Origin of the sequence: Brevundimonas sp. (assembly GCF_013912005.1) — a bacterium.
Taxonomy (GTDB): domain Bacteria; phylum Pseudomonadota; class Alphaproteobacteria; order Caulobacterales; family Caulobacteraceae; genus Brevundimonas.
This window is the reverse complement of record NZ_JACESB010000005.1, coordinates 67,249-89,589: the sequence shown is the minus strand read 5'-3', so window position 1 is coordinate 89,589 and position 22,341 is coordinate 67,249. Positions and strand designations below refer to the sequence as shown.

23 protein-coding genes and 1 tRNA gene are annotated in these 22,341 nt (G+C 72.5%); 10 read left to right on the top strand and 14 right to left on the bottom strand.

Going from position 1 to position 22,341, the window contains the following annotated elements:
• Positions 1-32: 32 nt before the first annotated feature.
• The 3 genes from H2038_RS05645 to H2038_RS05635 all read right to left on the bottom strand — a co-directional run bounded on the left by H2038_RS05645 (position 33) and on the right by H2038_RS05635 (position 6,390).
• Positions 33-4,262: a translocation/assembly module TamB domain-containing protein gene (locus tag H2038_RS05645; RefSeq protein ID WP_292110187.1), complete on the bottom strand. Its 4,230-nt coding sequence runs from the start codon at positions 4,260-4,262 to the stop codon at positions 33-35.
• The gene (locus H2038_RS05640) at positions 4,259-6,046 is read right to left on the bottom strand and encodes an autotransporter assembly complex family protein (protein ID WP_292110184.1); all 1,788 of its coding nucleotides are present in this window, start codon (positions 6,044-6,046) and stop codon (positions 4,259-4,261) included. Before H2038_RS05640 ends, H2038_RS05645 begins: the two co-directional genes overlap by 4 nt.
• An 80-nt stretch (positions 6,047-6,126) precedes the next feature.
• Positions 6,127-6,390, bottom strand: a complete 264-nt coding sequence (locus H2038_RS05635; protein ID WP_292110181.1) for a hypothetical protein — start codon at positions 6,388-6,390, stop codon at positions 6,127-6,129.
• 186 nt (positions 6,391-6,576) lie between these two features.
• Here H2038_RS05635 and H2038_RS05630 point away from each other — a divergent pair, with 186 nt between their 5' ends.
• Entirely contained in the window at positions 6,577-7,920 is a 1,344-nt protein-coding gene (locus H2038_RS05630) for an ATP-binding protein (RefSeq protein WP_292110178.1), read from the top strand.
• 1 nt (position 7,921) lies between these two features.
• Positions 7,922-8,284 carry a response regulator gene (locus H2038_RS05625; RefSeq protein WP_292110176.1) on the top strand — a complete coding sequence of 121 codons (363 nt, stop codon included), beginning with the start codon at positions 7,922-7,924 and terminating at the stop codon, positions 8,282-8,284.
• A 2-nt stretch (positions 8,285-8,286) separates the two neighbouring features.
• On the opposite strand, the gene H2038_RS05620 is transcribed toward H2038_RS05625, so the two are convergent.
• A complete protein-coding gene (locus H2038_RS05620; protein WP_292110173.1) occupies positions 8,287-9,369 on the bottom strand; it encodes a CaiB/BaiF CoA-transferase family protein in 1,083 nt (360 codons plus the stop codon).
• Positions 9,370-9,478: 109 nt separating this feature from the next.
• On the opposite strand from H2038_RS05620, the gene H2038_RS05615 reads away from it, so the two are divergent.
• The 4 genes from H2038_RS05615 to H2038_RS05600 all read left to right on the top strand — a co-directional run bounded on the left by H2038_RS05615 (position 9,479) and on the right by H2038_RS05600 (position 11,612).
• Positions 9,479-9,555 (top strand) — tRNA-Lys (locus H2038_RS05615).
• Between the two features lie 95 nt (positions 9,556-9,650).
• Positions 9,651-10,607 (top strand): alpha/beta hydrolase, encoded by a 957-nt coding sequence (locus H2038_RS05610; protein ID WP_292110171.1) that lies wholly within the window; start codon positions 9,651-9,653, stop codon positions 10,605-10,607.
• 67 nt (positions 10,608-10,674) lie between these two features.
• Positions 10,675-11,016, top strand: coding sequence for a hypothetical protein (locus tag H2038_RS05605; RefSeq protein WP_292110168.1), 342 nt, complete (start codon positions 10,675-10,677; stop codon positions 11,014-11,016).
• 53 nt (positions 11,017-11,069) lie between these two features.
• Complete coding sequence (locus tag H2038_RS05600) at positions 11,070-11,612, top strand: hypothetical protein (RefSeq protein WP_292110165.1); 543 nt, start codon at positions 11,070-11,072, stop codon at positions 11,610-11,612.
• A gap of 193 nt (positions 11,613-11,805) precedes the next feature.
• Here the strand turns inward: H2038_RS05600 and tgt are convergent, their stop codons facing one another.
• Genes tgt through queA form a run of 3 tightly spaced genes read right to left on the bottom strand, consistent with a single transcriptional unit; the run spans position 11,806 to position 14,494 of the window.
• Positions 11,806-12,930 carry a tRNA guanosine(34) transglycosylase Tgt gene (gene tgt / locus H2038_RS05595; RefSeq protein ID WP_292110402.1) on the bottom strand — a complete coding sequence of 375 codons (1,125 nt, stop codon included), beginning with the start codon at positions 12,928-12,930 and terminating at the stop codon, positions 11,806-11,808.
• Positions 12,927-13,406, bottom strand: coding sequence for a hypothetical protein (locus H2038_RS05590; RefSeq protein WP_292110162.1), 480 nt, complete (start codon positions 13,404-13,406; stop codon positions 12,927-12,929). The genes tgt and H2038_RS05590 overlap by 4 nt, the downstream gene beginning before the upstream one ends.
• A complete protein-coding gene (queA, locus tag H2038_RS05585) occupies positions 13,403-14,494 on the bottom strand; it encodes a tRNA preQ1(34) S-adenosylmethionine ribosyltransferase-isomerase QueA (RefSeq protein ID WP_292110159.1) in 1,092 nt (363 codons plus the stop codon). The genes H2038_RS05590 and queA overlap by 4 nt, the downstream gene beginning before the upstream one ends.
• Positions 14,495-14,611: 117 nt before the next feature.
• On the opposite strand from queA, the gene H2038_RS05580 reads away from it, so the two are divergent.
• From H2038_RS05580 to H2038_RS05565, 4 genes are all read left to right on the top strand, one after another.
• Positions 14,612-16,057: a response regulator gene (locus H2038_RS05580; RefSeq protein WP_292110156.1), complete on the top strand. Its 1,446-nt coding sequence runs from the start codon at positions 14,612-14,614 to the stop codon at positions 16,055-16,057.
• Between the two features lie 31 nt (positions 16,058-16,088).
• The gene (locus H2038_RS05575) at positions 16,089-16,556 is read left to right on the top strand and encodes a hypothetical protein (RefSeq protein WP_292110153.1); all 468 of its coding nucleotides are present in this window, start codon (positions 16,089-16,091) and stop codon (positions 16,554-16,556) included.
• 48 nt (positions 16,557-16,604) lie between these two features.
• Positions 16,605-18,275, top strand: coding sequence for a lysine--tRNA ligase (locus tag H2038_RS05570; RefSeq protein WP_292110151.1), 1,671 nt, complete (start codon positions 16,605-16,607; stop codon positions 18,273-18,275).
• A 117-nt stretch (positions 18,276-18,392) separates the two neighbouring features.
• Positions 18,393-18,878, top strand: a complete 486-nt coding sequence (locus tag H2038_RS05565) for an SH3 domain-containing protein (RefSeq protein WP_292110149.1) — start codon at positions 18,393-18,395, stop codon at positions 18,876-18,878.
• Between the two features lie 52 nt (positions 18,879-18,930).
• On the opposite strand, the gene H2038_RS05560 is transcribed toward H2038_RS05565, so the two are convergent.
• From H2038_RS05560 to H2038_RS05530, 7 genes are all read right to left on the bottom strand, one after another.
• Positions 18,931-19,566: a helix-turn-helix transcriptional regulator gene (locus tag H2038_RS05560; RefSeq protein WP_292110146.1), complete on the bottom strand. Its 636-nt coding sequence runs from the start codon at positions 19,564-19,566 to the stop codon at positions 18,931-18,933.
• Between the two features lie 68 nt (positions 19,567-19,634).
• Complete coding sequence (locus tag H2038_RS05555; protein ID WP_292110144.1) at positions 19,635-20,063, bottom strand: hypothetical protein; 429 nt, start codon at positions 20,061-20,063, stop codon at positions 19,635-19,637.
• 8 nt (positions 20,064-20,071) lie between these two features.
• Complete coding sequence (locus H2038_RS05550; RefSeq protein ID WP_292110141.1) at positions 20,072-20,524, bottom strand: hypothetical protein; 453 nt, start codon at positions 20,522-20,524, stop codon at positions 20,072-20,074.
• An 87-nt stretch (positions 20,525-20,611) separates the two neighbouring features.
• On the bottom strand, positions 20,612-20,953 hold the full coding sequence (locus H2038_RS05545) for a hypothetical protein (RefSeq protein WP_292110138.1): 342 nt from the start codon (positions 20,951-20,953) through the stop codon (positions 20,612-20,614).
• 33 nt (positions 20,954-20,986) lie between these two features.
• Complete coding sequence (locus H2038_RS05540) at positions 20,987-21,397, bottom strand: hypothetical protein (protein WP_292110137.1); 411 nt, start codon at positions 21,395-21,397, stop codon at positions 20,987-20,989.
• Between the two features lie 64 nt (positions 21,398-21,461).
• The gene (locus H2038_RS05535) at positions 21,462-21,860 is read right to left on the bottom strand and encodes a PaaI family thioesterase (protein WP_292110135.1); all 399 of its coding nucleotides are present in this window, start codon (positions 21,858-21,860) and stop codon (positions 21,462-21,464) included.
• Entirely contained in the window at positions 21,857-22,333 is a 477-nt protein-coding gene (locus H2038_RS05530; RefSeq protein ID WP_292110132.1) for a PaaI family thioesterase, read from the bottom strand. The genes H2038_RS05535 and H2038_RS05530 overlap by 4 nt, the downstream gene beginning before the upstream one ends.
• Positions 22,334-22,341: the final 8 nt, after the last annotated feature.

The following is a 22,341-nucleotide window of genomic DNA, read 5'->3' as shown; positions in this document are numbered from 1 at the left end:
GCGCCGGGTCGCTCCGGCGCGGCCCTTTTTCGTCAGCGGTTCGGGCGGCGGTCCTCGCGCCCTGTGCCCGGCTGGCGGGACTGGCGACGCCAGCGGATCGACAGGCTGGCCTCGCCCTGGCCGCCGACGGTGGAGCTGACGGTCAGGTTGCGCCGCACCTGCCATTCGACGTTCACCGCCGCCCCGCCTTCGCCGCCGCCGATGATCTCGAGGTAGACGTCGTCCGTGATGTAGCGACCGCCGGCGACGGTGAGGCTGGACGCCTCGCCGCCGAAGGACAGGCGGTCGAGCCCGGCCAGCTCGCGCAGGTTGCCGATGACGTCGAAGCCGCCGCCGCCGGCCAGCGCCGCCACGCCCGCCGCCAGCTGGGCCGCCTCGAAGGCCGACAGCTGCGAGGCGGAGCGGCCGAACAGGACCTGGGACAGGATCTCGTCGTCGGGCAGGGCCGGGGTGGAGGTGAGGTCGATCTCGGGGCGGGCGGCGGTGCCGGTGACGCGGATCGTGGCGGTCAGGGCCGGATCGTCGCGGGTGGCGCTGAGGTTCAGGCGGATGTCCTCGGGCCGGGTCGACAGGGTGACCGTGCCGCGATCGTCGAAGACGAAGCGCTTGCCGGCGAAGTCGTAGTCGCCGCGCACCACCCGCGCCGTGCCGGTCAGGACCGGCCGGTTGATGGTGCCGCGCACACGGGCGTCGACGTTCATCTCCACGTTCAGGCCGCGACCCACCACCAGCACGTCGCCGCCCGGGGAGTTCAGGGTCAGGTCGAGGCCGATCTGCAGCCCGCGCGGCCGCGCCTGGACCTCTTCCGGTTCGTCCCCGCCGGGCTTGTTGATCTCGATCACGTCCATGCGGACGATGCCGTTCGACCCGGGCGGATTGGCCTCGATGCGCGCCTCGTCGATGTCCATGCGGCCGCTGAGGGTGATGTTGCCGTCCGCGGCGCGGATCACGGTCAGCGGGCCTGAAGCGCGGGCCTCGGCGATGTCGTTGTCGATGATCCGGAAGCGGTTGAGCAGCAGCTGGAAGCTCGAGCCGGAGCCCTCGGTAAGGCCGAGGCGGCCGTTGCCGGTGACGGAGCCGCCGGTCCCGTCGACGGCGCGGAAAGTCTCGACCACCCCGCTGGCGTCGTCGAAGCGGCTGGCCAGCAGGATGTTCTCCAGCCGGAGGCCCGTGGCGCTGTCGCGGAATGTTCCGTCCCGCAGGTCCAGACGGCCGTTCAGGCGCGGTGCGGCGAGGGTGCCGGCGAGGGTGGCCCGCCCGTCCACCTGCCCCGACAGCGAACGCTCGCCGCCGACGAGCAGGTCCCAGATCGGCTGGATCTGGCCCTGGATCGAGACGTCGCCGGTCATGTCGCGGGTGCGGGCGACGGCCAGCCGCAAGGGGGCCGCCGAGGCCTCGACGGGCAGGGTCACGTCGGCCGAGGCCTGCACGGCGCCGTCGTCGGAGGCGCGGGCCTGGATGCGCAGGCGGTCGTTGACCAGCAGGGCGTTGACCGCCCCGTCGACCGAAAGGGCGCCCGGCGCGTCGATGCTGCGAATGTCGGCGAAGTCCAGGTTGGCCGAGCCTGACAGGTCCTCGCCGGCGCCGCGCAGCGAGAGGCGCCCCGTGACGCGGCCGCGCAGGTCCGGCGCGATCGAGCCCAGCTCCACGCTGGTCAGGGTGGCCTCGACGATCGCGGCCCGCGCATCCTGGCGCAGTTCCCCCAGCAGCACGCCGCCGCCGACGCCGAGATCGACCCGGGCGACCCGGCCGTCGCCGGCGAGGGCGATCACCGCCGGATTGCGGGTGGTGAAGGCGATTTCGCGCACCCGGCCGGCGCCCTCGAGCACCACGGACTGGGCGGCTCCGTCCCGGGAGTAGACCCCCGAGCCGTCGAAGCTGACCGGGGTGGCGCCGCCGACGTCGGCGACGAGGGTGAAGGGCAGCCGCTCAAGGCTGCCGCGGCCGTTCAGTTCGAGGTTGCGGATGACATAACCCGAGCCGGCCAGGCGGACGTTCTCGCCGCTTACCTGCAGGATGGCCGTTTCCGAGCCGGGGCCGTCGGTGAGACGCACCCGGCCCTCGGCCGATCCGGTGGCGAGGAAGGCGCCCGGGCGGGCGGTGAAGGACAGGTCGGCGCTGGACGGCGTGCGATTGGAGAGGGCGATGGCCCCCTGCGCGGCGATCCCGCCGGCGTCCAGATCGACCTCGGTCAGGCGGATGCGGTCGCCGCCGAGGAAGAAGTTGCCGCGGGCGTGGGCCGGACCGTAGTTCGAGGCGGCGGTGACGGCGATGCGGCCGTCGGAGGCGTCGGCCCCGCGCCGGAAGCTGAGGATCAGGTCGACGTCGCTCAGTCGCAGGGCGCCGGCCGCGACCTGGCCGAAGGCGGCGCGCAGGTCGGCGCGGGGCTGGGCGAGCGTGCCGGTGAGGGCGCCCTCGCCAGTCATGGCGCCGTCGATCTCCACCGGACCAACCCCGAACGGGCCGCGGGCGTCCCAGTTCAGCGCCAGCCGCAGCCGGCCATCGCCCTCGATCAGACCGCGAGCGCCGGCCGAGCCCTGGGCGCCGGTGAGCCGGGCCTGCTCCACCGCCACGCGGCCGTCGTCGAGGGCGCCGGCGATCTGCAGCCGGGGGGTGGGGCCGAGCAGGCGGTCCAGCTCGGCCATGCCGGTTTCGAGGCCTCGGCCGCGACCGTCGAAGGCCAGCCGCCACGGGGCGCCGGCGCGGGCCGTGGAGGCGGTGATGCGACCCCCGAAGGCGCCGTCCGCCGGGGCGTAGATCTGGGAGGCGTCGGTGATCTGCGCCTCGCCGCGGAAGCCGAAGCCGCCGAGCAGGTTGCGCCCGCCTGTTCCCTCGACCGTGAGGGCCCGTCCGCGCAGGTCCACCTGTTCGAGAAGAATGGCGCCGTTCGCCTGGCGGACCGCCTCGAACTGCAGTCGCGGCGCCGCGCCAAGCAGACCGCCGATGACGCCGGCGGTCGAGCCGCCGGCGGCCGACAGGTCGCCTCCCAGATCCATCCGGCCCCGCTCGACGGCCACGGTCAGCGGCCCGCGCAGCCGGTCGGCGCGATAGCTGGCGGCCTCGACGCCGCGGACGTCGACCGCGCCGCGGAGCCGCCAGTCGTCGGCGTCCCCGGTGAACACCCCCGCATAGGCGGCGCGGCCCGCGACGGGGCGGCCGACAAGGCGGCTGAGGGAGGGCGTCGAGACGCTCAACCGGACGCCGTCCGGACTGCTGCGGTCCGACAGCCGGATGAGGCCCCGCGCCGAGGAGTTCAGATTGTCGGCGATCAGCCGCCAGGCCACGCCCTGCAGGCCGTCACGGTCGTGGTCCGGGAGGGTGGCGAAGCCGAAGCGCGCGGTGCGGCCGACGCGCTCCACGAACGGCTGCAGCAGGTCGGAGCCGGAGAAGTCGAAATAGCCGGAGATCCGCGCCTGCTGATCGCCGAAACGGCCCTTGATGGTCAGGGGGGTGAATTCGCCGGTGCGGACCACCGCGTCGATCACCTCGCCGTTGACCAGGGCGGTCGCCAGGAAGGGCTGGTCGGGCGAATAGCCCAAGGCGCCCGCGATCGGGCCGCCGCGCGCCTCCTGCGCCCGCAGGTTCAGGCGGGTCTCGGTCAGGTCGCCGCCGAAGGTGGCCGCCAGCCGCAGGAAGTCGCCGGGGCGGCTGTTGCTGCGGGCGAGCACGCGCACGTCCTTGGCTCCCCGGCGCGGCACGTCCGCCGCCCCCTCGAGGTTCCAGCGGCCGTACTCCTTGCTGAACCCCTCCAGCAGCTCGACGTCCGCGGCGAAGCGGTCGATGTCGATGGACAGCGGCTGCGGCCCCGGCGGCGTGGTCGGCGGCTCCACCTCGGGGCGTCGGATCAGGCGGACGAGGTCGGCCTCGACCTCGGTGGCGTGGAAGCGGCGGGTGACCAGCGGCCACCATTCCCAGTCGACCCGGACCTTGCGCGCCTCCAGCCAGACGCCCTTCGCGTCGGTGATGGTGACCCGCTCGATGGTGAAGTCGTCGAACAGGTCGCCGCGCACCCCCTCGACGTTGATCCGGCCGTAACGGCCGATCTTCTTGCCGGTGACGAAGCTCTGCACCAGCTCGCGCCCGGGATCGGAGACGATGTACATCCGCCCGCCGACCAGCACCGCCACCAGCAGGGCCGCGACGATGGCCAGTCCCATGCCGCCGAAGAAGGCGACGGCCTGCAGCAGGGTGCGCTTGCGCTTCGCCTTCGCGGGCGTTTCCGGCGCTTCCGGCGTCTCGGCGGGGGGCGGCGCGTCGGTCAAAACGCCTGTCCGATGCTGACGTAGATCTGGAAGTCGGCGTCGCCCTCGCGGCGATCGAGCGGGAAGGCGACGTCGGCGCGGACCGGGCCGAAGGGCAGGCGGTAGCGCACCCCGAGGCCGGCCCCGTAGCGCAGGTTGTTGAAGTTCGGCGTCTCCTGGAAGCCGATGGCCCCGGCGTCGACGAAGGCCACGGCCTGGAAGTTGCGCCCGATGTCGCGGCGGACCTCGACCGAGGCCTCGAACAGGCTGACCCCGCCGCGCGGGGTGTTGTCCGGCAGGCGCGGCCCGACCCCCTGGTACTCGTAGCCGCGCACCGAACCGCCGCCGCCGGAGTAGAACAGCCGGTCCGACGGCACGTCCAGCTCGTCGGCGCCGATGATCGAGCCGAGCCGCAGACGTCCCGCCAGCACCGTCGTCGCATTGTCCTGCAGCGGCAGATAGGCGCTGGCCTGGGCCTCGGCGCGGACGAAGGCGGCGCGGGCGTCGCCGCCGACGACCGTCGGCTGGGCCGAGCCGGAAAGTCGCCAGCCGGTGGTCGGATCCAGCGGATCGTCCGAGCGGTCGAGCCAGGCGCTGCCGCGGCCTGTGAGGATCACCAGATCGCGCTCGAAGTTGATCGGGGCCTGGGTGACCGGGTCGAAGCGGTTCTCGTCGTATCGCCCGGCGTCGAGGCCGACGCCGTAGCTGAACCAGGAGGTCTTGCCGAGGCGCTGGCGCAGGTCGGCGGCGAGGGCGACGGCGGTCCGGCGGTAGGCGTCGGTGTCCTCGTTGAGCACCGCCCCCGACAGCTCCAGGGTGCGCCCCGGCCGGCGCCAGTGCGGCAGGCTCAGGCTGGCGCCGAGCCGGCTGTCGATGTCCGCCGCCCGCGCTTCCCAGACCAGGGTGTCGGCGCGGCCGAAGCGATTGTGCCAGGTCCAGATCAGGTCGAGACCCGACCCCTCGGCGGTGGAGAAGGTCGCGCCCGCCTCCAGGATGCGGCGCGGACGGTCGGTCAGGGTCACGACCACGGGGCGGTTGCCGTCGGACTGCGTCTGGTCGGCCGGAGCGAGGGCGACGCCGACCCCGTCGTAGACGCCGGTTTCCAGCAGGCGGCGCTCCAGTTCGGCCACGTCGTCCGGGTCGTAGACCTCGCCCTCGGACCAGGGCGCGAGGCCGGCGACCCAGTCGGGATTGGTGGGGCCGCGGGTCTCCAGCCGCACGCCGTCCAGCCGCACCAGCGGACCGGCGGCGATGTTGTAGGTCGGCTGCACGGTGAAGGTGGCGTGGTCGACCACCACCCGGCGCGGCTCCGCCCGGGCGTCGGCGTGTCCGCGGCGGGTGAGGCCGGCGACGATCCGGCCCTCGGCGGCGATCACGTCGACCGCGCGGCCGGGATCGCCGGCCTCCAGCTCGAGGCCGGCGCTGACCTCGGCGGCGGTGTCCGGGTTCGGGGCGGGCGCAACCCAGTTGATCGCCGGCGGCGTCAGCTCGAAGCGGGGCCCGGGGACCACGTCGACGATGGCGACCGGGGTTTCCTCGCCCTCCACCACGTCCTCGAGCACCGGCTGGTAGTAGCCCTCCGACCGGAGCAGGGCCTCGGCCGCCTCCAGGGCGCCGCGGGCGCGCCGGCGGGCCTCGAAGCGGTTGGCCGGGGGATTGTCGACCTCGCCGACCGCGCGTTCGAGCTGGGCGCGCAGCTCGGCGTCGAGCTCGCCGCGAATGCGCGCGCGCGGATCCGCCGCGGCGCCCGTGGCGAAGGCGAGCCCGGCCACGCTGAAGAGAAACAGGGCGGGCCGTGACGTCAAACTCGAACCTTTATCAGCGGGCGGACCGCCCTTCGTTCCGGACGGCGCTCCCCCGCCGCCGATGTCGCCCGAAGGCGGGATCAGTAGAAGAGCGTCTCGCTCTCCGGCTGGACGGACTGTTCGGAGCTCCGCTGGTCGGCCGGGAGGGTCGACGGGTCGACCGGCGGCGGCGTCTCCGCGGGCGCCGTGGCGGCCGCGTCAGCGGCGCTGTCCTCGACGGCCGGCGCGACCGGCGCCTCAACCGGCGGCTGGTAGGTCTCGACGTCCTCGTCGGCGTAGGGATCCTCGCAACCGGCGAGCGCCAGCGCGCCGGCGGCGGCCACGAGAGCAAGAAGTCGGTTCATCGGTGAGATCTCCCCCGGGGTCGGGCCTTGCAACGCACGACCGCCGCGGCTGTTCCGAGGCGGTTCCTACCGCCGCACTCATCACCCCCGGCGTCAACGGTCAAGCTGTCTTGCGTCGTCGCCGCTCTGGCTGACAACCAATCGTTTTGCATTTCGGGTGCACGCTCGGGGCGGGGAGATCGTCGCATGACCGAAACCGCCTACGCCATGGTCGCGCAGGTGCGCCGACGGGAGCTCAGGACCCGTCTTGCGCTGGCCGCCTTCATCGCCGCGACCGGATGGTTCGTCGCACCCGGCGTGTGGCCGGTCGTCTGGCTTGCGGCGGTGCTGGCCAGCCAGGTCGTCGACGGGCGGGTCTTCGGCCGCTTCCTCCGTCATCCGGAGAAAGAACCCGGGCGGCGCGAGGTGGCGCTCGCCTGCGCTGTCACCGCCGGCTGCGTCGCCATCTACTCGGGCATGGCCGGCTACCTGTGGTTCGCCGGCGGCGACGTCGGCCGCGTCTTCGCCCTCATCCAGGTGGCGGGCGGGCTTCTGCATGTCAGCCTGCACATGCACCGGGCGCGACCGGTGCTGATCGCCGCCGTGGCCACGCACGGCGCCTACTTCCTGGGCCTGCCGGTGATCAGCGCCATCACCGAAGCGCGCTGGCAGGAGCTGCTGATCTCGATCGGCTGCCTGCTCTACATGAGCCATCTGGTCGTGGCGGTTCGGCAGAGCACCCTGACCACCGGCCTGCTGCAGTCGGCCCGCGACGCCGCGCGGGAGGCCCAGCACAAGGCCGAGGTGGCCAGCGCCGCCAAGTCCGACTTCCTGGCGGTGATCAGCCACGAAATCCGCACGCCCATGAATGCCGTGATCTCGGCCGCCAACCTGCTGCGCCGCACCGAGCTGAGCCCGGCCCAGCGGGAGCACGTGGCCATGCTCACCGACGCCGGGGACGTGCTGATGGGTCTGCTCAACGACGTGCTCGACTTCTCGAAGATCGAGGCCGGCAAAATGGAGCTGGAGAGCGCCGTCATGGACGTGCGCGAGCGGCTGACCGCCCTGTGCCGGCTGTGGGAGCCGCGGGCGACGGCGGCGGGGGTGCGGCTGGCGATGGAGGTCGATGACGCGGTTCCGCAGGCGGTGCGGACCGATCCGCTGCGCTTCCAGCAGATCCTGTTCAACCTGATGTCGAATGCGGTCAAGTTCACCGGCGAGGGCGAAATCCGCCTGCGGGCGAGCTGGAGCGACGGCCGCCTGTCGGTGGCGGTCAGCGACACCGGCTGCGGCATCCCGGCCGACCGGCTGCCGCACATGTTCAACAGCTTCGAGCAAGCCGACGCCGGCACCACCCGCCGCTACGGCGGCACCGGCCTCGGCCTGTCGATCAGCCGCAAGCTGGCCCGCATCATGGGCGGCGAGCTGACGGTCGACAGCCGCGAGGGGGTCGGGTCCACCTTCACCCTCGTACTGCCGCTGGAGGTGGCCGCCGTCGCCGCCGTCTCGCCTGGCGCGGGGGCGGGCGATCCTCGCCGCCGACGACCATGAGGTGAACCGCCGCATCCTCGCCCTGCTGCTCGAGCCGCACGGCTGCCGTCTGACCCTGGTGTGCAACGGCGCGGAGGCTGTCGAGGCAGCCCGGCTGGAACGATTCGACGCCGTGCTGATGGACATGCAGATGCCGGTCATGGACGGGCTGGAGGCGTCCCGGCGCATCCGGGCCGGCGGGCCGAACGCGCAGACGCCGATCGTCGCCCTGACCGCCAACGCCCTCGACACCCACAAGTCGGCCTGGGACGGGATCGGCGTGGCGGCCTTCCTGACCAAGCCGATCGATCCCGCGCGGCTGGCCGTCGCCCTGGTGCAGGCCTGCGGGGGCGAGCGGGAGCCGGCGGCGGAGGCGGCGGCCTGAGCTCAGCGCCAGGCGGCGAGGGCCTGCGCCAGCGACAGCGGCCCGGGATGCGGCGGCGGAACGGGCCGCGCGCCGTCGAAACGCGGCGCCGGGGCCGGCTGCACGATCCCGGCTTCGGCAAAGGTCCCGCGGGCGCGGTTGTGCGGATGGCCGGGCGCCTCGCCCAGATCCAGCACCGGGGTGACGCAGGCGTCCGTCCCGGCGAAGTGCGCGGCCCAGGCGTCGCGGTCGCGGGTTGCGAACAGGCGCTCGAAGCGGCGGTGCAGCTCCGGCCACAGGCCCGTGTCATATTGCGGGGCCTCGGCCGCCGGGATGTCCAGCCCGGCGAGGAGGGCGGCGTAGAACTGCGGCTCCAGCGCCCCCACGGCCACATGGCGGCCGTCGCGGCAGGCGTAGCAGCGGTAGAAGGGCGCGCCCCCGTCCAGCAGGTTGCCGCCGCGCGCGTCGCGCCACAGGCCGCGCGCGCGCAGGGCGTGGAACAGGGCGGTGAGCAGGGCCGACCCGTCGGTCATGGCCGCATCCACCACCCGGCCGCGACCGGTGGTCCGGGCCTCGAGCAGGGCGGCCAGCACCCCGGTGAGGAGGAACATCGCGCCGCCGCCGTAGTCGCCCACGAGGTTGAGCGGCGGCCGGGGCGGCCGGTCGGGCTCCCCCATCGCATGCAGGGCCCCGGACAGGGCGATGTAGTTGAGGTCGTGGCCGACCTCCCCGGCCAGCGGGCCCGACTGCCCCCAGCCGGTCACCCGTCCGTAGACCAGCCGCGGGTTGCGCGCCTGCAGCTCGGCGGGGCCCAGCCCCAGGCGCTCCATGACCCCGGGCCGGAAGCCCTCGATCACCGCATCGGCGTTGGCCGCGAGCTCGAGCACCCGGGCCCGATCCTCCGGATCCTTGAGGTTGACCTCGACCGCCGGCCGGCCGCGATGCAGCACCTCGCCGCCGACCTCGGCGAAGGCCGCCGCGCCGGCCGCCGCGCTGCGCGTCAGCCGCAGCACCCCGGCACCCATGTCCGCCAGCGCCATGCCGGCGAAGGTCACCGGCCCAAGGCCGTCGAACTCGAGGATGCGGACGCCGGAGAGGGGGTTCATGCGATCTGGGTAACGGCTCCGCCGTCCGCCGTCGAGCGACCGCGCTTGACCCCTGCGCCGTCCTGTCGGAGAAGGCCCCCCGACGGCCCGCCCCGCGGGCCTGCGCGATGCGCCCCTAGCTCAGCTGGTTAGAGCACCTGACTTTTAATCAGGGGGTCCTGGGTTCGAGTCCCAGGGGGCGTACCATCGCCGCCTTCCACCATCTTCGCCCACGCTGCATCCATCCGGCGGTCTGTCGACCTCCTGTGGGGACTGCGACATGCCGGAGTCTCCCGTTGCCGATGCGTTTCCTGATCGCCGCGCTCGCCGCCGCGGCCCTGTTCGTCGCGCCCGTCGCCGCCCGGGCGCCGACGGATCCCTCGCTCCGGCCCGGCGAGCATGAGGTCGTCGTCAACGGCGTCCGCCTCTGGTACCGGGTGGCCGGCCAGACAGGGGGCGCGCCGGTGGTCTTCCTGCATGGCGGGCCGGGGCAGGGCAGCCAGGCCTTCGCGCGATTCGCCGGGCCCGCCCTCGAGCGGCGCCTGCGCATGGTCTACCTCGACCAGCGCGGCGGCGGCCGGTCCGAGCGGCCGTGGAACGAGGCCTACAGCCTCGACCTGCTGGTCGAGGACCTCGAGCAGCTGCGGCGGCGCTGGGGCGTCGAGCGTCTGTCGTTGATCGGGCACAGCTTCGGCACCATCGTGGCGCTCGAATATGCGGCCGCGCATCCCGAACGCGTCGAGCGGCTGGTGCTGGCGGCCGCGGCGCCCGACCTGCCGGCGGCGATGGACGTGCAGTGTCAGCGGCTGGAGCGGCTGGACCCCGACACCTGGCGTCGGGCGGCGGCGGCCCGACCCGAGGGCTCCCGCGCCCGCTGCAACCCGTTCGTCGCCGACCGCGCCTTCATCGACGCCGCCATGTTCCCGGACCCGGCGATTCGTGAGGCGGTCGAGGCCGCGGACGCGGCCGACGGGCTGCGCAACACCGGCGAGATCGGCCGGGTCCTGTTCGGCGCCGGGGGGCTGACGGAATACCGCTTCGACCGGGTGGATCGGCTGACCATGCCGGTTCTGGTGATCGCCGGCGGCGCGGACTTCCAGACGGTGGTCGAACCCCAGCGGGCGCTCGTCCGGGCGGCGCCGGACGCGCGCATCATCGAGTACGCCGGCCGGGGGCATTTCATGTTCGTGGAGGAGCCGGAGCGCTTCGCGGCCGATGTCGCCGCCTTCCTCGGCGGGCGCGAGCCCCCCGGGCGCTGAAGCCGCGGCCGGCCCGGAACAGGGCGGGGACGGAGGGGTTCACCTGAGAGGCAACAGGGAGCCCGTCATGCCGCACCAGAACGTCGATTCCTCCACCGCCACCGCCCAGAACGCCGCCACCGATCCGGTGGGGCCGGGCGACCAGACCGCCGCCGGCGGCGAGTCGCGTCGCCCCGAACCGCACAGCTACGCCGCCGCCGACGTGGCGGAGTCGACCCTCGCGCCGCCGGCGGCGGGCGAGGTGGCGGACTATATGGACGAGGGCGACGCCCTCGACGCCGACGACGTCCAGCTGGGCGGGACCAACCGCAACCGCCCCCGCAACACCGACGCCGACACCGGCCAGGGCCCGAAGACCCGGGCGGGGAACCAGCAGCGTCTGAAGACCGGCTCCGCCGACGGCGTCTGAGCGCGGCGGCGCGCCGCGCTTCCGCTGCGCGCCGGCGCGTGGTTCAGTGCGGCATGCGCCGCCTGATCCTGCTTCTGCCCGTCTGCGCTCTCGCCGCCTGCAATGCCGGCGGCTCGGCGATGCAGGGCGGCCGCGACTTCGGCGCCGGCCTCGGCGCCGCGGTCACGGCGCCGCTGGACGACCTCAACCTGCGCCGGGAGGAAATCCCCACTGTGCTGCTGCAGGCGGAGGCCAATCCCTATGACCTGCGCAACCTGACCCAGTGCAGCACCATCGCCGCGGAACTGGCGCGGCTGGACGAGGCGCTCGGTCCGGACACCGACGAGCCGCCGGCGCCCGACGGCTCCTACATGAGCGAACGGGCGGCGGACGCCGCGTCCTCGGCCGCGCTCGACGCGATCCGCGACACCACCACGGACTTCATCCCGGGACGAAGCTGGATTCGGCGGCTCAGCGGCGCCGAACAGCACAGCCGGCACGTGCAGGCCGCGATCCAGGCCGGACGCATGCGCCGGGCCTTCCTGAAGGGCGTCGGCATGCAGCGGAACTGCGCCCCGCCGGCCGCGCCGCGGTGGTTCAGGCCGGCGCGGCGGTGAGGGAGGAGGGATGAGGGACTAGGGATGAGGGACTAGGGATCAGGGACCAGGGATTGGGGCTTAGCCCCGGACGAGGGGCCCACCCCGATGCCAGGCGCTCCCCGGCGCAATCATCCAACTCATGGTCCCCTAACCCCTCATCCCTAGTCCCTCATCCCCAGTCCCTCATCCCTCATCCCTCATCCCTAGTTCCTCATCCCCCGCCATTCGACACGTGTCGCGCGTGGAAATCGCGGCGGAAGGCCTCGAACCGGCCCTCCGCGATGGCGGCGCGCATGGCGGCGGTCAGGGCCTGGAAGAAGGCGATGTTGTGCCAGCTGAGCAGCACCTTGCCGAGGATTTCATCCGTTCGGACAAGATGATGCAGGTAAGCTTTTGAATAGTCACGAGAGGCGGGGCAGGGGACCTCTGGGTCCAGCGGGTCCTGGTCCTCCGCGAAGCGGGCGTTCTTGAGGTTGATCGGCCCGGCCCAGGTCCAGGCCTGGCCGTGCCGTCCGGCCCGGGTCGGCAGGACGCAGTCGAACATGTCGACGCCGCGCCACACCGCCTCGACCAGATCCACCGGCTTGCCGACGCCCATCAGATAGCGCGGCCGGTCGGCGGGCAGCATCTCCGGGGCGTAGTCCAGCACCTCGCACATGGCCGCGTGACCTTCCCCGACGGCGAGTCCGCCGATGGCGTAGCCGTCGAAGCCGATCTCCTGCAGGCGGTCCGAGCTCTCGCGGCGCAGGTGCTCGAAGGTCGAGCCCTGCTGGATGCCGAACAGGGCCTGGGCGTCGCGGGCGCCGAAGGCGGCCTTGGAGCGCTTCGCCCACCGCGCCGACAGCTCCATGCCCTCGCGCGCCCGGCTCTCCTCGGCCGGCCAGGCGACGCACTCGTCCAGCTGCATGACGATGTCCGACCCCAGCCGGTCGGCCTGGATCTCGATCGAGCGCTCCGGGGTCAGGACATGCTTCGAGCCGTCGACGTGGCTGGAGAAGGTCACCGCCTCCTCGGTCAGCTTGGAGATGCTCGACAGGGACATCACCTGGAAGCCGCCGGAGTCCGTCAGGATCGGCCGGTCCCAGCGCATGAAGCGGTGCAGCCCGCCCAGCCGCTCCATCCGCTCGGGCCCGGGGCGCAGCATCAGGTGGTAGGTGTTGCCCAGCAGGATGTCGGCGCCGGTGTCGCGGACCTGGTCGACGGTCAGGGCCTTCACGGTTGCGGCGGTGCCGACCGGCATGAAGGCGGGGGTGCGGATGTCGCCGCGGGGGGTCTTCAGGACGCCTGTGCGGGCGCGGCCGTCGGTGGCGGCGATGTCGAAGGGGAAGGTCATCAGGCGGCGCTCAGGCGTTGGAGGGCGTCGGCGCGGGCCAGATCCTTGGGGCGGCCGAACAGCCGGGCGGTGGCGATCTGGTCGGGCACATCCGGGATGTAGAGCGTGCCGCCGTCCACCGCCACCGGCAGGCGGCTGGTGAAGGCGACCGGGCGCCAGTCCGGACCGGTGCGGACCTCCAGGCCGGCCATGATCTCGATCGGCACGGCGCGGCCCTCGGTGCGGGCGTAAACGCGGGAACGGAACTGGCCCTCGCCGGGATCGGTGACGATCCGGGCGCCCAGCACCCCGGCCAGCCGTCGGACATCGCCGGGGCTGGCGAGAACATCAATGTCGGGCACCCGCCAGTCCGTCAGCCCGATCAACGCCATGGCCGCGCCGCCGAAGACCCACCATGGATCGCGGACATCGGCTTCGATCGCCGCAGCGGCCAGGCCGTCGAGCGCGGCGACGAGATCGCCCGGGAGCGTCTCCCTCATTCCGCCGCCCGGAACAGCAGCGAGCCGTCGCCATAGGAATAGAACCGGTACCCGTTCGCCACCGCATGGGCGTAGGCGGCCTTCATCGTCTCCAGCCCGGCGAAGGCGCTGACCAGCATGAACAGGGTCGACTTCGGCAGGTGGAAGTTGGTCATCAGCACGTCGGCGGCGCGGAAGCGGTAGCCGGGGGTGATGAAGATCGCCGTGTCGCCGTGGAACGGCCGCACCACGCCGTCCTCTCCCGTGGCGCTCTCCAGCAGCCGCAGCGAGGTGGTGCCGACGCAGACGATCCGGCCCCCGGCGGCGCGGGCGGCGTTCAGGGCCGCGGCGGTCTCCTCGGAGACCTCGCCCCATTCGCTGTGCATCCGGTGGTCGGCCGTGTCGTCCGCCTTGACCGGCAGGAAGGTGCCGGCGCCGACGTGCAGGGTCACCGCATGGGTCGAGACGCCGCGGGCGCGGATCGCCTCCAGCAGGGCGGGGGTGAAGTGGAGGCCGGCGGTCGGCGCCGCGACCGAGCCGTCGTGCTCGGCGAAGACGGTCTGGTAGTCCGAGCGGTCGCGGTCGTCCTCCGGCCGCTTCGCCGCGATGTAGGGCGGCAGGGGCATCACCCCGACGTCGCGGACGGCGTCGTCCAGCGCCGGCCCGGACAGGTCGAAGCGCAGGGTCACCAGTCCATCCTCGCCGCGCCCCTCCACCGTCGCGTCGAGCCGGCCGAGCTCACAGCCGCCGTCCCCGGCGGCCCCGAAGCGGATGCGGTCCCCGACCTTGATGCGCTTGCCGGGCTTCATGAAGGCCGACCAGACGTCCGGCGCGTCGCGGTGGTGCAGGGTCGCCTCGACGGCGACGCTCAGGGTCTCGCCCTCCGGGCCGGACCGCTGACGGACGCCGGACAGGCGGGCGGGGATGACCCGGGTGTCGTTGAACACCAGCGCGTCCCCCGGGCGGAGGAAATCGGGCAGATCGCGCACGATCCGGTCCTCGACCCCGCCGTCCCGGACGACCAGCAGCCGGGCGCTGTCCCGCGGCTCGGCCGGGCGCAGCGCGATCCGGTCTTCCGGCAGGTCGAAGTCGAAATCGGCGGTCCTCATCGCGCGGGCAGAGGCCACGCGGGCGGCGCCCGGTCAAGGGCGGGCAGGCCGCGACTTAAGGACTAATTCAGAGCTTATGGCAAAGCTTGGGCGGCGGTTGTGCAGGCGGTGACGAACGTGACCCTGAGCTTCGGTGCAGCGTGGGACCGCCTTCGCCGGCCCATCTGGCTGTATGACCCGCAAACGGGTCGCAAACCCTACGCCAATCCGGCCGCCCTGGCCCTCTGGGCCGCCGACAGCCGTGAGGAATTCCTGGCGCGCGACTTCTCCGCGCGATCGCCGGCGATGAAGGCCCGGATCCGCCGGCTCGTCGAGCTCACGGCCGGAGGAGCGACCGTCAGCGAGCGCTGGACCTTCTTCCCGCACGACCAGCCGGTGACGACGCAGGCGACGATCTCCGCCTTCCGGACGGACGCCGGCGAGGATCTTCTGCTGTTCGAGGCGGCGCCGGAGGAGATCGCGGCGGAGGAGCGCCGCTCCGTCGAGGCCCTGCGGCACGCCTCGGCGATGATCAGCCTGTTCGACGACGACGGCCGCCGCCTGTTCGCCAATCCGGCGGCCTACGCCGCGTACGGCGGCGAGGAGGGCGACTTCGCCTCCCGCTTCGCCGACCCGCCGGCGGGTGCGGAAATGCTGGCCGGCGCGCGGACCACGGCCGTTTCCTGTCTTCATGCGGTGATCACCGGCGCGGGCGCGCGCTGGCATCACATGGACGCCCGGCCGGTTCCCGATCCCGTCACCGGCCGCACCTGCGTCCTGCTCAACGAGCAGGACGTCACCGACCGGGTGGAGGCCGAGATCGCCCGCAGCGCCGCGGAGCAGAAGGCGGCGATGTCGGACGCGCGGCAGCGGTTCCTCACCGAGATGTCCCACGAGCTGCGGACGCCGCTCAACGCCGTGATCGGCTTCTCCGGCCTGCTCGCCGACGCGGGCCTCGACGCCGGCCGCACGGACCAGGCGCGACGGATCCACGCCGCGGGGCTGAGGCTCCTCGAGGTCGTCAACCAGATGATCGCGAGCCCGCCGGAGACGCCCCCGACGGCGGACGGGGCGGTTCCGGAGGCCGGCGCCGCGCTCCCTCGCCTCCCGGAGGCCGAGGCGGAGGCCGAGGCCGATGGCGATGACGGCGACGGCGGACTGCGCGCCCTCTACGTCGACGACAACGAGAGCAACCGGACCCTCGTCCAGGCCATGCTGCGCGCGGCGGGGGTCGCCTGCGAAACGGCCGTTGACGGAGGCGAAGGGGTGGCGGCGGCCGGGCGCGGCGACTGGGACGTGATCCTGATGGACATCCAGATGCCGGTCATGGACGGCGTCAGCGCCAGCCGCCGCATTCGCACCCTCGACGGTCCGGCCGCCGCCGTTCCGATCATCGCCGTCACCGCCAACACGCTGGAGGAACAGGTGGCGACCTATTTCGAGTGCGGGATGAACGACTGCGTGGCGAAGCCGGTCAATATGGCCGAACTGGTGAGCAAGGTCTTCCAGTGGGGCGGGAGCGGCTGGCGCCAGAGCCTCGCCCTGACGGGCGATTTCCCGTGCGGGTCGCCCTCGGCCTGTTGAACCGGAGCCGGCCCACAAGGGTTGGAGGGGGATGCGATCGCCCGACCTCCTCCCTTCCATCCTCATCGGCGCCGTCGCCAGCGCCCGCTCGATGACCCCGATGGCGGCGCTGGCCGCCGCCCATGTCGCCGGGCGCAGGACGCCGGGGCGGCTACGGCTGCTGACCCATCCCCTTTTCACCGCCGGGGCCCTGGCCATGGGGGTCGGCGAACTGTTCGGCGACAAGATGAAGTCGGCGCCCGACCGGACGGTGTTCCTCGGCCTGCTGGCGCGGGTGATGAGCGCGGGGATTGCGGGCGGGGCGCTGGCGCCGCGCGGCCGGGAGCGGGCGGGCGCCGGCCTGGCCGTGGCCGCCGCCGCGCCGCTGGCCTACGCCACCCTCGCCGGGCGCAAGCGGGCGATGCGGCGCATCGGCCAGACCAAGAGCGGCCTGATCGAGGATGCGCTGGTGGTGGCGGCGGGATTCGGCGTGGTGGCCTGGGCGCTGCGCCGACGCTGAGGCCCCGGCGCGTTGACCCGCGGCTCCGGACGCGTCAAAGCCCCACCCATGCTGCAGAACCTCGAACACCTCGCGCGCGACGCCCGGTCGTGGCCGTTTGAACAGGCCCGCAACCTTCTGAACCACGTGCTGAAGAAGCGCCTGTCCGACGCCGAGCGCGACGCGGCGAAGCTGCTGATCGACGCCGGCAAGGCGGACGAGGCGCTGGCGACCTTCGAGGCCCTGCGCAAGCCGGTGGTGCTGGAGACCGGCTACGGGCCGTCAGGCCTGCCGCACATGGGCACCTTCGGCGAGGTGGCGCGCACGACCATGGTGCGCAACGCCTTCCGCGCCCTGACCGGCGACCACTGGCCGACCCGGCTGGTGGCCTTCTCGGACGACATGGACGGCCTCCGGAAGGTTCCCGACGGCATCCCCAACCCCGACATGCTGCGCGAGGACCTGCACAAGCCCCTGACCGTGGTGCGCGACCCGTTCGGGACGCACGACAGCTTTGGGGCCCACAACAACGCCCGGCTGCGGGCCTTCCTCGACAGCTTCGGCTTCGACTACGAATTCCTGTCCTCCACCGAGCAGTACCGCTCGGGCCGGTTCGACGAGGTGCTGCTGCGCCTGCTGGAGCGGTTTGACGCGGTCCAGGCCATCATGCTGCCGACGCTCGGCGAGGAGCGGCGGGCGACCTATTCGCCGTTCCTGCCGATCAGCCCGGTCACCGGCCACGTCCTGCAGGTGCCGACGCTGGAGCGGAACGTGGCCAGGGGCACGATCGTGTTCGACGACCCGGCCGGCGGACGCACCGAGGTCCCGGTCACCGGCGGGCATGTGAAGCTGCAGTGGAAGCCCGACTGGGCCATGCGCTGGACGGCGCTGGACGTCGATTACGAGATGTCGGGCAAGGACCTGATCGAGAGCGTGCGCGAAAGCTCCAAGGTCTGCCGGGCGCTGGGCGGGGTGCCGCCGGAGGGCTTCAACTACGAGCTCTTCCTCGACATCGAGGGCAAGAAGATCTCCAAGTCCAAGGGCAACGGCCTGACCATGGAGGAGTGGCTGCGCTACGGCACGCCGGAGAGCCTGTCGTGGTACATGTTCCAGTCGCCGAAGTCGGCCAAGAGCCTGCACTTCAACGTCATTCCGCGGGCCATCGACGACTATCTGGCCTTCATCGAGGCCTACAAGACCCAGGAGCCGGCCAGGCGCATCGACAACGCCGTCTGGTCGATCCACGCCGGATCGCCGCCGGATCACACCTCGCCGGTGTCCTTCGCCCTGCTGCTGAACCTCGTCGGCGTCGCCAACGCCTCCGACAAGGATCAGCTGTGGGCCTATTTCGCCCGCTACCTGCCGGAAGCGACGCCGGACAACGAGCCGCTGCTGGACCGGCTGATGGACCGGGCGCTGAACTACTACGAGGACTTCGTGAAGCCCACGAAGGCCTACCGCCTGCCGGACGCGAAGGAGAAGGCGGCGCTGGAGGATCTGGCGGGACGGCTGAAGGCGCTGCCCCCGGACACGACCGACGGCGAGACGATCCAGAACGAGGTCTATGCGGTCGGCAAGGAGCACGGCTTCGAGCCGCTGCGGGCCTGGTTCCAGGCGCTCTACGAGGTGCTGCTGGGCCAGTCGCAGGGGCCCCGCTTCGGCTCGTTCGCGGCGATCTACGGCCTGCCGAAGACGATCGAACTGATCGAGGCCGGGGCGCGGGGAGAACTGGCGGGCTGAAGCGCGCAATGTGCGGTGACGGACATGAACGCCGCATAACCGCTTCGCTCCGGGAGCCTTCAGACTGATCGGCGCATTCTCCTGCTCATCGACCAACTCGATGACAGGAGCAGAGCCATGTCGACCAGGAACAACAAGCTGACCGTCGCCCTCGCCGCCGCCGCCACCCTCGGAATGCTGGCCCCGGCCGCCCTTCCGACCGCGGCCGCGGCCCAACAGGCCAACGGCATCACCAACTGCGACGCCCCCGGCGGCCGCCAGCGCACCGGCGCCGTGATCGGCGGCGTGCTCGGCGCCCTGGCCGGCAGCCAGGTTTCGGACAACGAGCGGACGCTCGGGGCCGTGGCGGGCGCCGCCGCCGGCGCCGCCGCGGGCTCCTACATCGGCTGCAACCAGCAGCGCGCCCGCGCGGCCAGCGTCCAGGGATCGGCCCAGTACCGCGCGACCTCCAACCTGCGCATCCGGTCGGGCCCGGGTACGGGTTACCGTCAGGTCGGCAGCCTGTCGGCCGGCCAGCCGTTCTCGGCCATCGGCTCGCAGGGCGAGTGGGTCCAGATCGCCGGCGGCGGCTGGGTCAACGCCAACTACGTCAGCGCCTACTGACCGGCCACGCCGGAACGAGGGCCGCCCTCCGGGGCGGCCCTTTTCGCGTCCGCTACTGACTGACCCAGAGGATGCGGCCCATCCACAGGATGTCGCGGCGCGGGATCACCCGCGGCTCGTAGGCCGGATTGACCGAGGCCAGGGTCACCGCCCGGGCGGTCAGGCCCGAAACCTCCTTGGCCAGGGTCTCGCCGCCGGTGGTGCGGACGACGACCCGGTCCCCCTTGCGGACGTCCGAGGCCTCGCGGTCGACGATGACCTTGTCGCCCTCGCGGTACACCGGCGCCATGGAGTCGCCGGTGATGCGCAGGCTGAGCAGAGTGTCGCGCGGGCGGGGCAGCTCGGTCTGCTCCCAGCCGTCGCCCGTGGGCAGGCCGGCGTCGTCGAAGAAGCCGTCCTGGCCGGCCTGGGCCATGCCCAGCAGCGGGATGACCGCCGGCCGCTCCGCGGCGTCGCGGGCGAGGGCCGCGAACTCCGCCAGCGACACGCCGGTGGCCTCCAGCACCCGCGTCAGGCTCTCGGTCGAGGGCCAGCGGGGACGGGGCGGATCGCCGGGTCCGAAGCGCTTGGACGGGTTGAAGGCGGTGGCGTCCAGCCCGGCGCGACGCGCCAGCCCCGAGGCGCTCAGCCCCTCGCGGCGCGCGAGCTGGTCGACGGCGTTCCAGAGCTGAGCGTGCGACAGGGGCATGGGCGGAGCAGCGAATCGGTGGACGATAGGAATATCCGCCTAACGCCTGCCGCGGTCAACGCCGCCGACTATTCCAGCCCCGCCGCCTTCCGGTCCTGCCAGGCCCGGAAGGTCCCGACGGCGATGCTGATCAGCACGCCGTAGCCGGCGAGATTGATGGCGGCGTAGAAGGCGGCGAGCGGGGGGCGGAGATCGACCAGCGTCAGGATGTGGCTCATCACCACGAGCGACTGGAAGCCGCAGGCCCAAACGGGCCAGCTCCGGCGACTCTTCCAGGCCAGGGCGACGCAGACGCCCAGAAAGACCGCGTCCACGGCGAGCACCCCCCACTGAACCCCGCTCAGGGCGCCGCCGTCGTGGATCAGCAGGGTCGTGAACACCCCCAGCAGAAAGGCTCCGGCCCCGAGCCGCTCCGGCTCGTCGCCCTTCAGAAAGGCGAAAGCCCCGACCAGCGCCGCGACGGCGAAACCGATCTGGGAGAGTAGGGTGTCGAGCATGGCCGCCGCTACAGGTGTCTCGGTCCGGGGGGCTCCGCCAGACGTACCGCTCGCCGCTCCTGCCAGGCCCAGAAGGTGCCGACCGCCAAGGCGATGAGCAGGGCGTAGTTCGACATGTTGATGACGGCCGCGACGGCGTTGTGCGGGGGGCGAAGGCTCGCTGCGACCAGAACATAGCCCGTGACCACAAGGGCCTGAAAGCTCGCCGCCCATACAGGCCAAGGACGCCGGCTATGCCAGGCGAGGCCAATGAAAACCACCAGCAGTACGGTCTCGACCCCCATCACACCCCACCGGGGCAGACTGAGGCTTGAGCTCCCCTTGATCATCGTGGTGGCAAGGAAGACCATGGCGTATGCCGCGGCCCCGATCCGCTCGGGCTCGTCTCCCTTTGCAAACGCAAAGGTGACCACCGCGACCGCCGCCGCCAGGACGAGCTGCGAGTAGATGGTCTCGAACACGGAATCGCCCCCATGCGTCCTGCACGGGGGCGACAATGCCTTAAGTTAGCAGCCGCGGGAACGACCGCCGACGTACATTACTCCGAATTAAACCGCCCGAAGACGGTGCTCGCCCGTCGTCGGCGGCCGCTGACCTTCGGGGTACTTGTCCTCGCCGCTCATATAGACGCCATAGCCCATCCGGCGGTGATCCTTGGCCAGTTCCTCGTGGCAGGTCACCATGGCCTGGCGCGCGGCGCCCAGGGCGGCGATGGCTTCGAGCGCCTTCGCCTGGGCCTCGGCGCCGATGACAGGCGAGACGTTGAGGGCCGTACGGCCGCCGACCATCGACTGGACGAGGGCGGTCGCGCGGACGATCGCCTCGTCGAGGGCCTTCTCACTCGCATTCAGATCGCCAGCGAGGCTGGCGATAACCTGGGCCTTGTCCATGACACCCTCCAAACAAAAACAGTAAAGCAGCGCTTAACATATCGGGAGGGTTCCCGGTAGGGATTTGTTAAGGCCGTTTCCACACGTTTCGTTAACGAAGTTCCGTGCGACCGGCGAGTCGTCGCCCTCGCCGCCGACGGGCGGGCGATCTCCCGGCTTGTCGAGCTGTCCCACCGCGAGCACGTCCACCCCCAGCCGGCGGGCGAGGGCGGCGAGCGCGTGATGGGTTCGGACGAGGTGGCCCCGCGCCGCGGCGAGGGCGGCGACGCTCGCCGCCGCCTCGTCGAACGCCTTCTGGCCGGCGACGGCGGAGAGGGCGGCGTCTAGGCGGGCGACCGGGAGGGCGGCGGCGAGGCCGGCGGCGTCGGCCAGGGCCCGGTCGACGGCGGCCTCAGCGGCGTGCAGGCGGGCGGACAGGGATCCGCCGATGACGAGTCTGTTCATGACCTGTTGCTCCGTGTGGGACGACACGGAACAAAGGGTAAACACAGGTTGTGCGGAAAAACAACTAGAGGTCGTGTTCCGCGATCAGGAAGTGGGCCGCGAGGGAGGCGATCGGCTGGTCCTCGGCCTCCTGCCAGGCACGGGCCTCGACGTGGGCGACCCGCCGGCCGGCCTTGCTGATGCGGGCGCGGGCGTGAACGTCGACCGGACGGCCCGAGCGCAGATAGGCGACGGTGACGTTGATCGGCCGGGGCAGCTTCAGCCGCGGATAGAGCAGGGCGACCTGGGCGATGGCGGCGAACTCGAGCAGGGCGGCGGTCGAGCCGCCGTGCAGGGCCGGCAGCAGCGGGTTGCCGATCAGCCGGTCCGCGAACGGCATGGTCACCGTCAGGCTGTCGCCCTCGCGCGCGGTCTGCAGGCCGAGGAAGCGGGCGTAGGGGAGGGTCTCCAGCAGGTCGGTCACGCGCGGCCCTCCGGGCGCGGCTGCAGGTTGGCGCCGACGGGCCGGCCGCTGCTGGAGTCGAGCATGTAGGCGGCCTGGGCGGCCGCCACGGGGTCGTCCGGACTGTCCTCGAAGGCCCAGGCGCGGACGAAGGCGATGGAGCGGGTCAGGCGGTAGCAGCGGGCCTCGGCGACCAGGCCGGCGCGGGGCCGGGCGGCGCGCATGTAGTCGACCCGCAGGTCGAGCGTGGCGATCGGTTCGAACCGCTCCAGCGCCACCCAGACGGCCAGGCCGCCGGCGTGGTCCAGCAGGGTGGTGACGAGGCCGCCGGCGAGCACCCCGGTGTCCGGATCGCCGACCAGATCCTCACGCCACGGAGCCCGGATGCGCACCCGGTCGCCGTCGAGTCGGTCGAAGGAGAAACCGAGCGCATGGGTATGGGCGGCGCCGGCGGCGAGCTGCGGCAGGAGGCCGACGATGGGCGAGGCGGTCATGACTCCAG

What these genes read in the sequence shown, in the direction of transcription:
- H2038_RS05590 (WP_292110162.1), bottom strand. Translation starts at nt 13,406, where the DNA reads ATGAGGGAGACGCTCCCGGGCGATCTCGTCGCCGCGCTCGACGGCCTG.
- H2038_RS05600 (WP_292110165.1), top strand. Translation starts at nt 11,070, where the DNA reads ATGCGCCGCCTGATCCTGCTTCTGCCCGTCTGCGCTCTCGCCGCCTGC.
- H2038_RS05605 (WP_292110168.1), top strand. Translation starts at nt 10,675, where the DNA reads ATGCCGCACCAGAACGTCGATTCCTCCACCGCCACCGCCCAGAACGCC.
- H2038_RS05630 (WP_292110178.1), top strand. Translation starts at nt 6,577, where the DNA reads ATGACCGAAACCGCCTACGCCATGGTCGCGCAGGTGCGCCGACGGGAG.
- H2038_RS05610 (WP_292110171.1), top strand. Translation starts at nt 9,651, where the DNA reads ATGCGTTTCCTGATCGCCGCGCTCGCCGCCGCGGCCCTGTTCGTCGCG.
- H2038_RS05575 (WP_292110153.1), top strand. Translation starts at nt 16,089, where the DNA reads ATGCGATCGCCCGACCTCCTCCCTTCCATCCTCATCGGCGCCGTCGCC.
- H2038_RS05635 (WP_292110181.1), bottom strand. Translation starts at nt 6,390, where the DNA reads ATGAACCGACTTCTTGCTCTCGTGGCCGCCGCCGGCGCGCTGGCGCTC.
- H2038_RS05555 (WP_292110144.1), bottom strand. Translation starts at nt 20,063, where the DNA reads ATGCTCGACACCCTACTCTCCCAGATCGGTTTCGCCGTCGCGGCGCTG.
- H2038_RS05545 (WP_292110138.1), bottom strand. Translation starts at nt 20,953, where the DNA reads ATGGACAAGGCCCAGGTTATCGCCAGCCTCGCTGGCGATCTGAATGCG.
- H2038_RS05530 (WP_292110132.1), bottom strand. Translation starts at nt 22,333, where the DNA reads ATGACCGCCTCGCCCATCGTCGGCCTCCTGCCGCAGCTCGCCGCCGGC.
- H2038_RS05560 (WP_292110146.1), bottom strand. Translation starts at nt 19,566, where the DNA reads ATGCCCCTGTCGCACGCTCAGCTCTGGAACGCCGTCGACCAGCTCGCG.
- H2038_RS05540 (WP_292110137.1), bottom strand. Translation starts at nt 21,397, where the DNA reads ATGAACAGACTCGTCATCGGCGGATCCCTGTCCGCCCGCCTGCACGCC.
- H2038_RS05570 (WP_292110151.1), top strand. Translation starts at nt 16,605, where the DNA reads ATGCTGCAGAACCTCGAACACCTCGCGCGCGACGCCCGGTCGTGGCCG.
- H2038_RS05620 (WP_292110173.1), bottom strand. Translation starts at nt 9,369, where the DNA reads ATGAACCCCCTCTCCGGCGTCCGCATCCTCGAGTTCGACGGCCTTGGG.
- queA (WP_292110159.1), bottom strand. Translation starts at nt 14,494, where the DNA reads ATGAGGACCGCCGATTTCGACTTCGACCTGCCGGAAGACCGGATCGCG.
- H2038_RS05565 (WP_292110149.1), top strand. Translation starts at nt 18,393, where the DNA reads ATGTCGACCAGGAACAACAAGCTGACCGTCGCCCTCGCCGCCGCCGCC.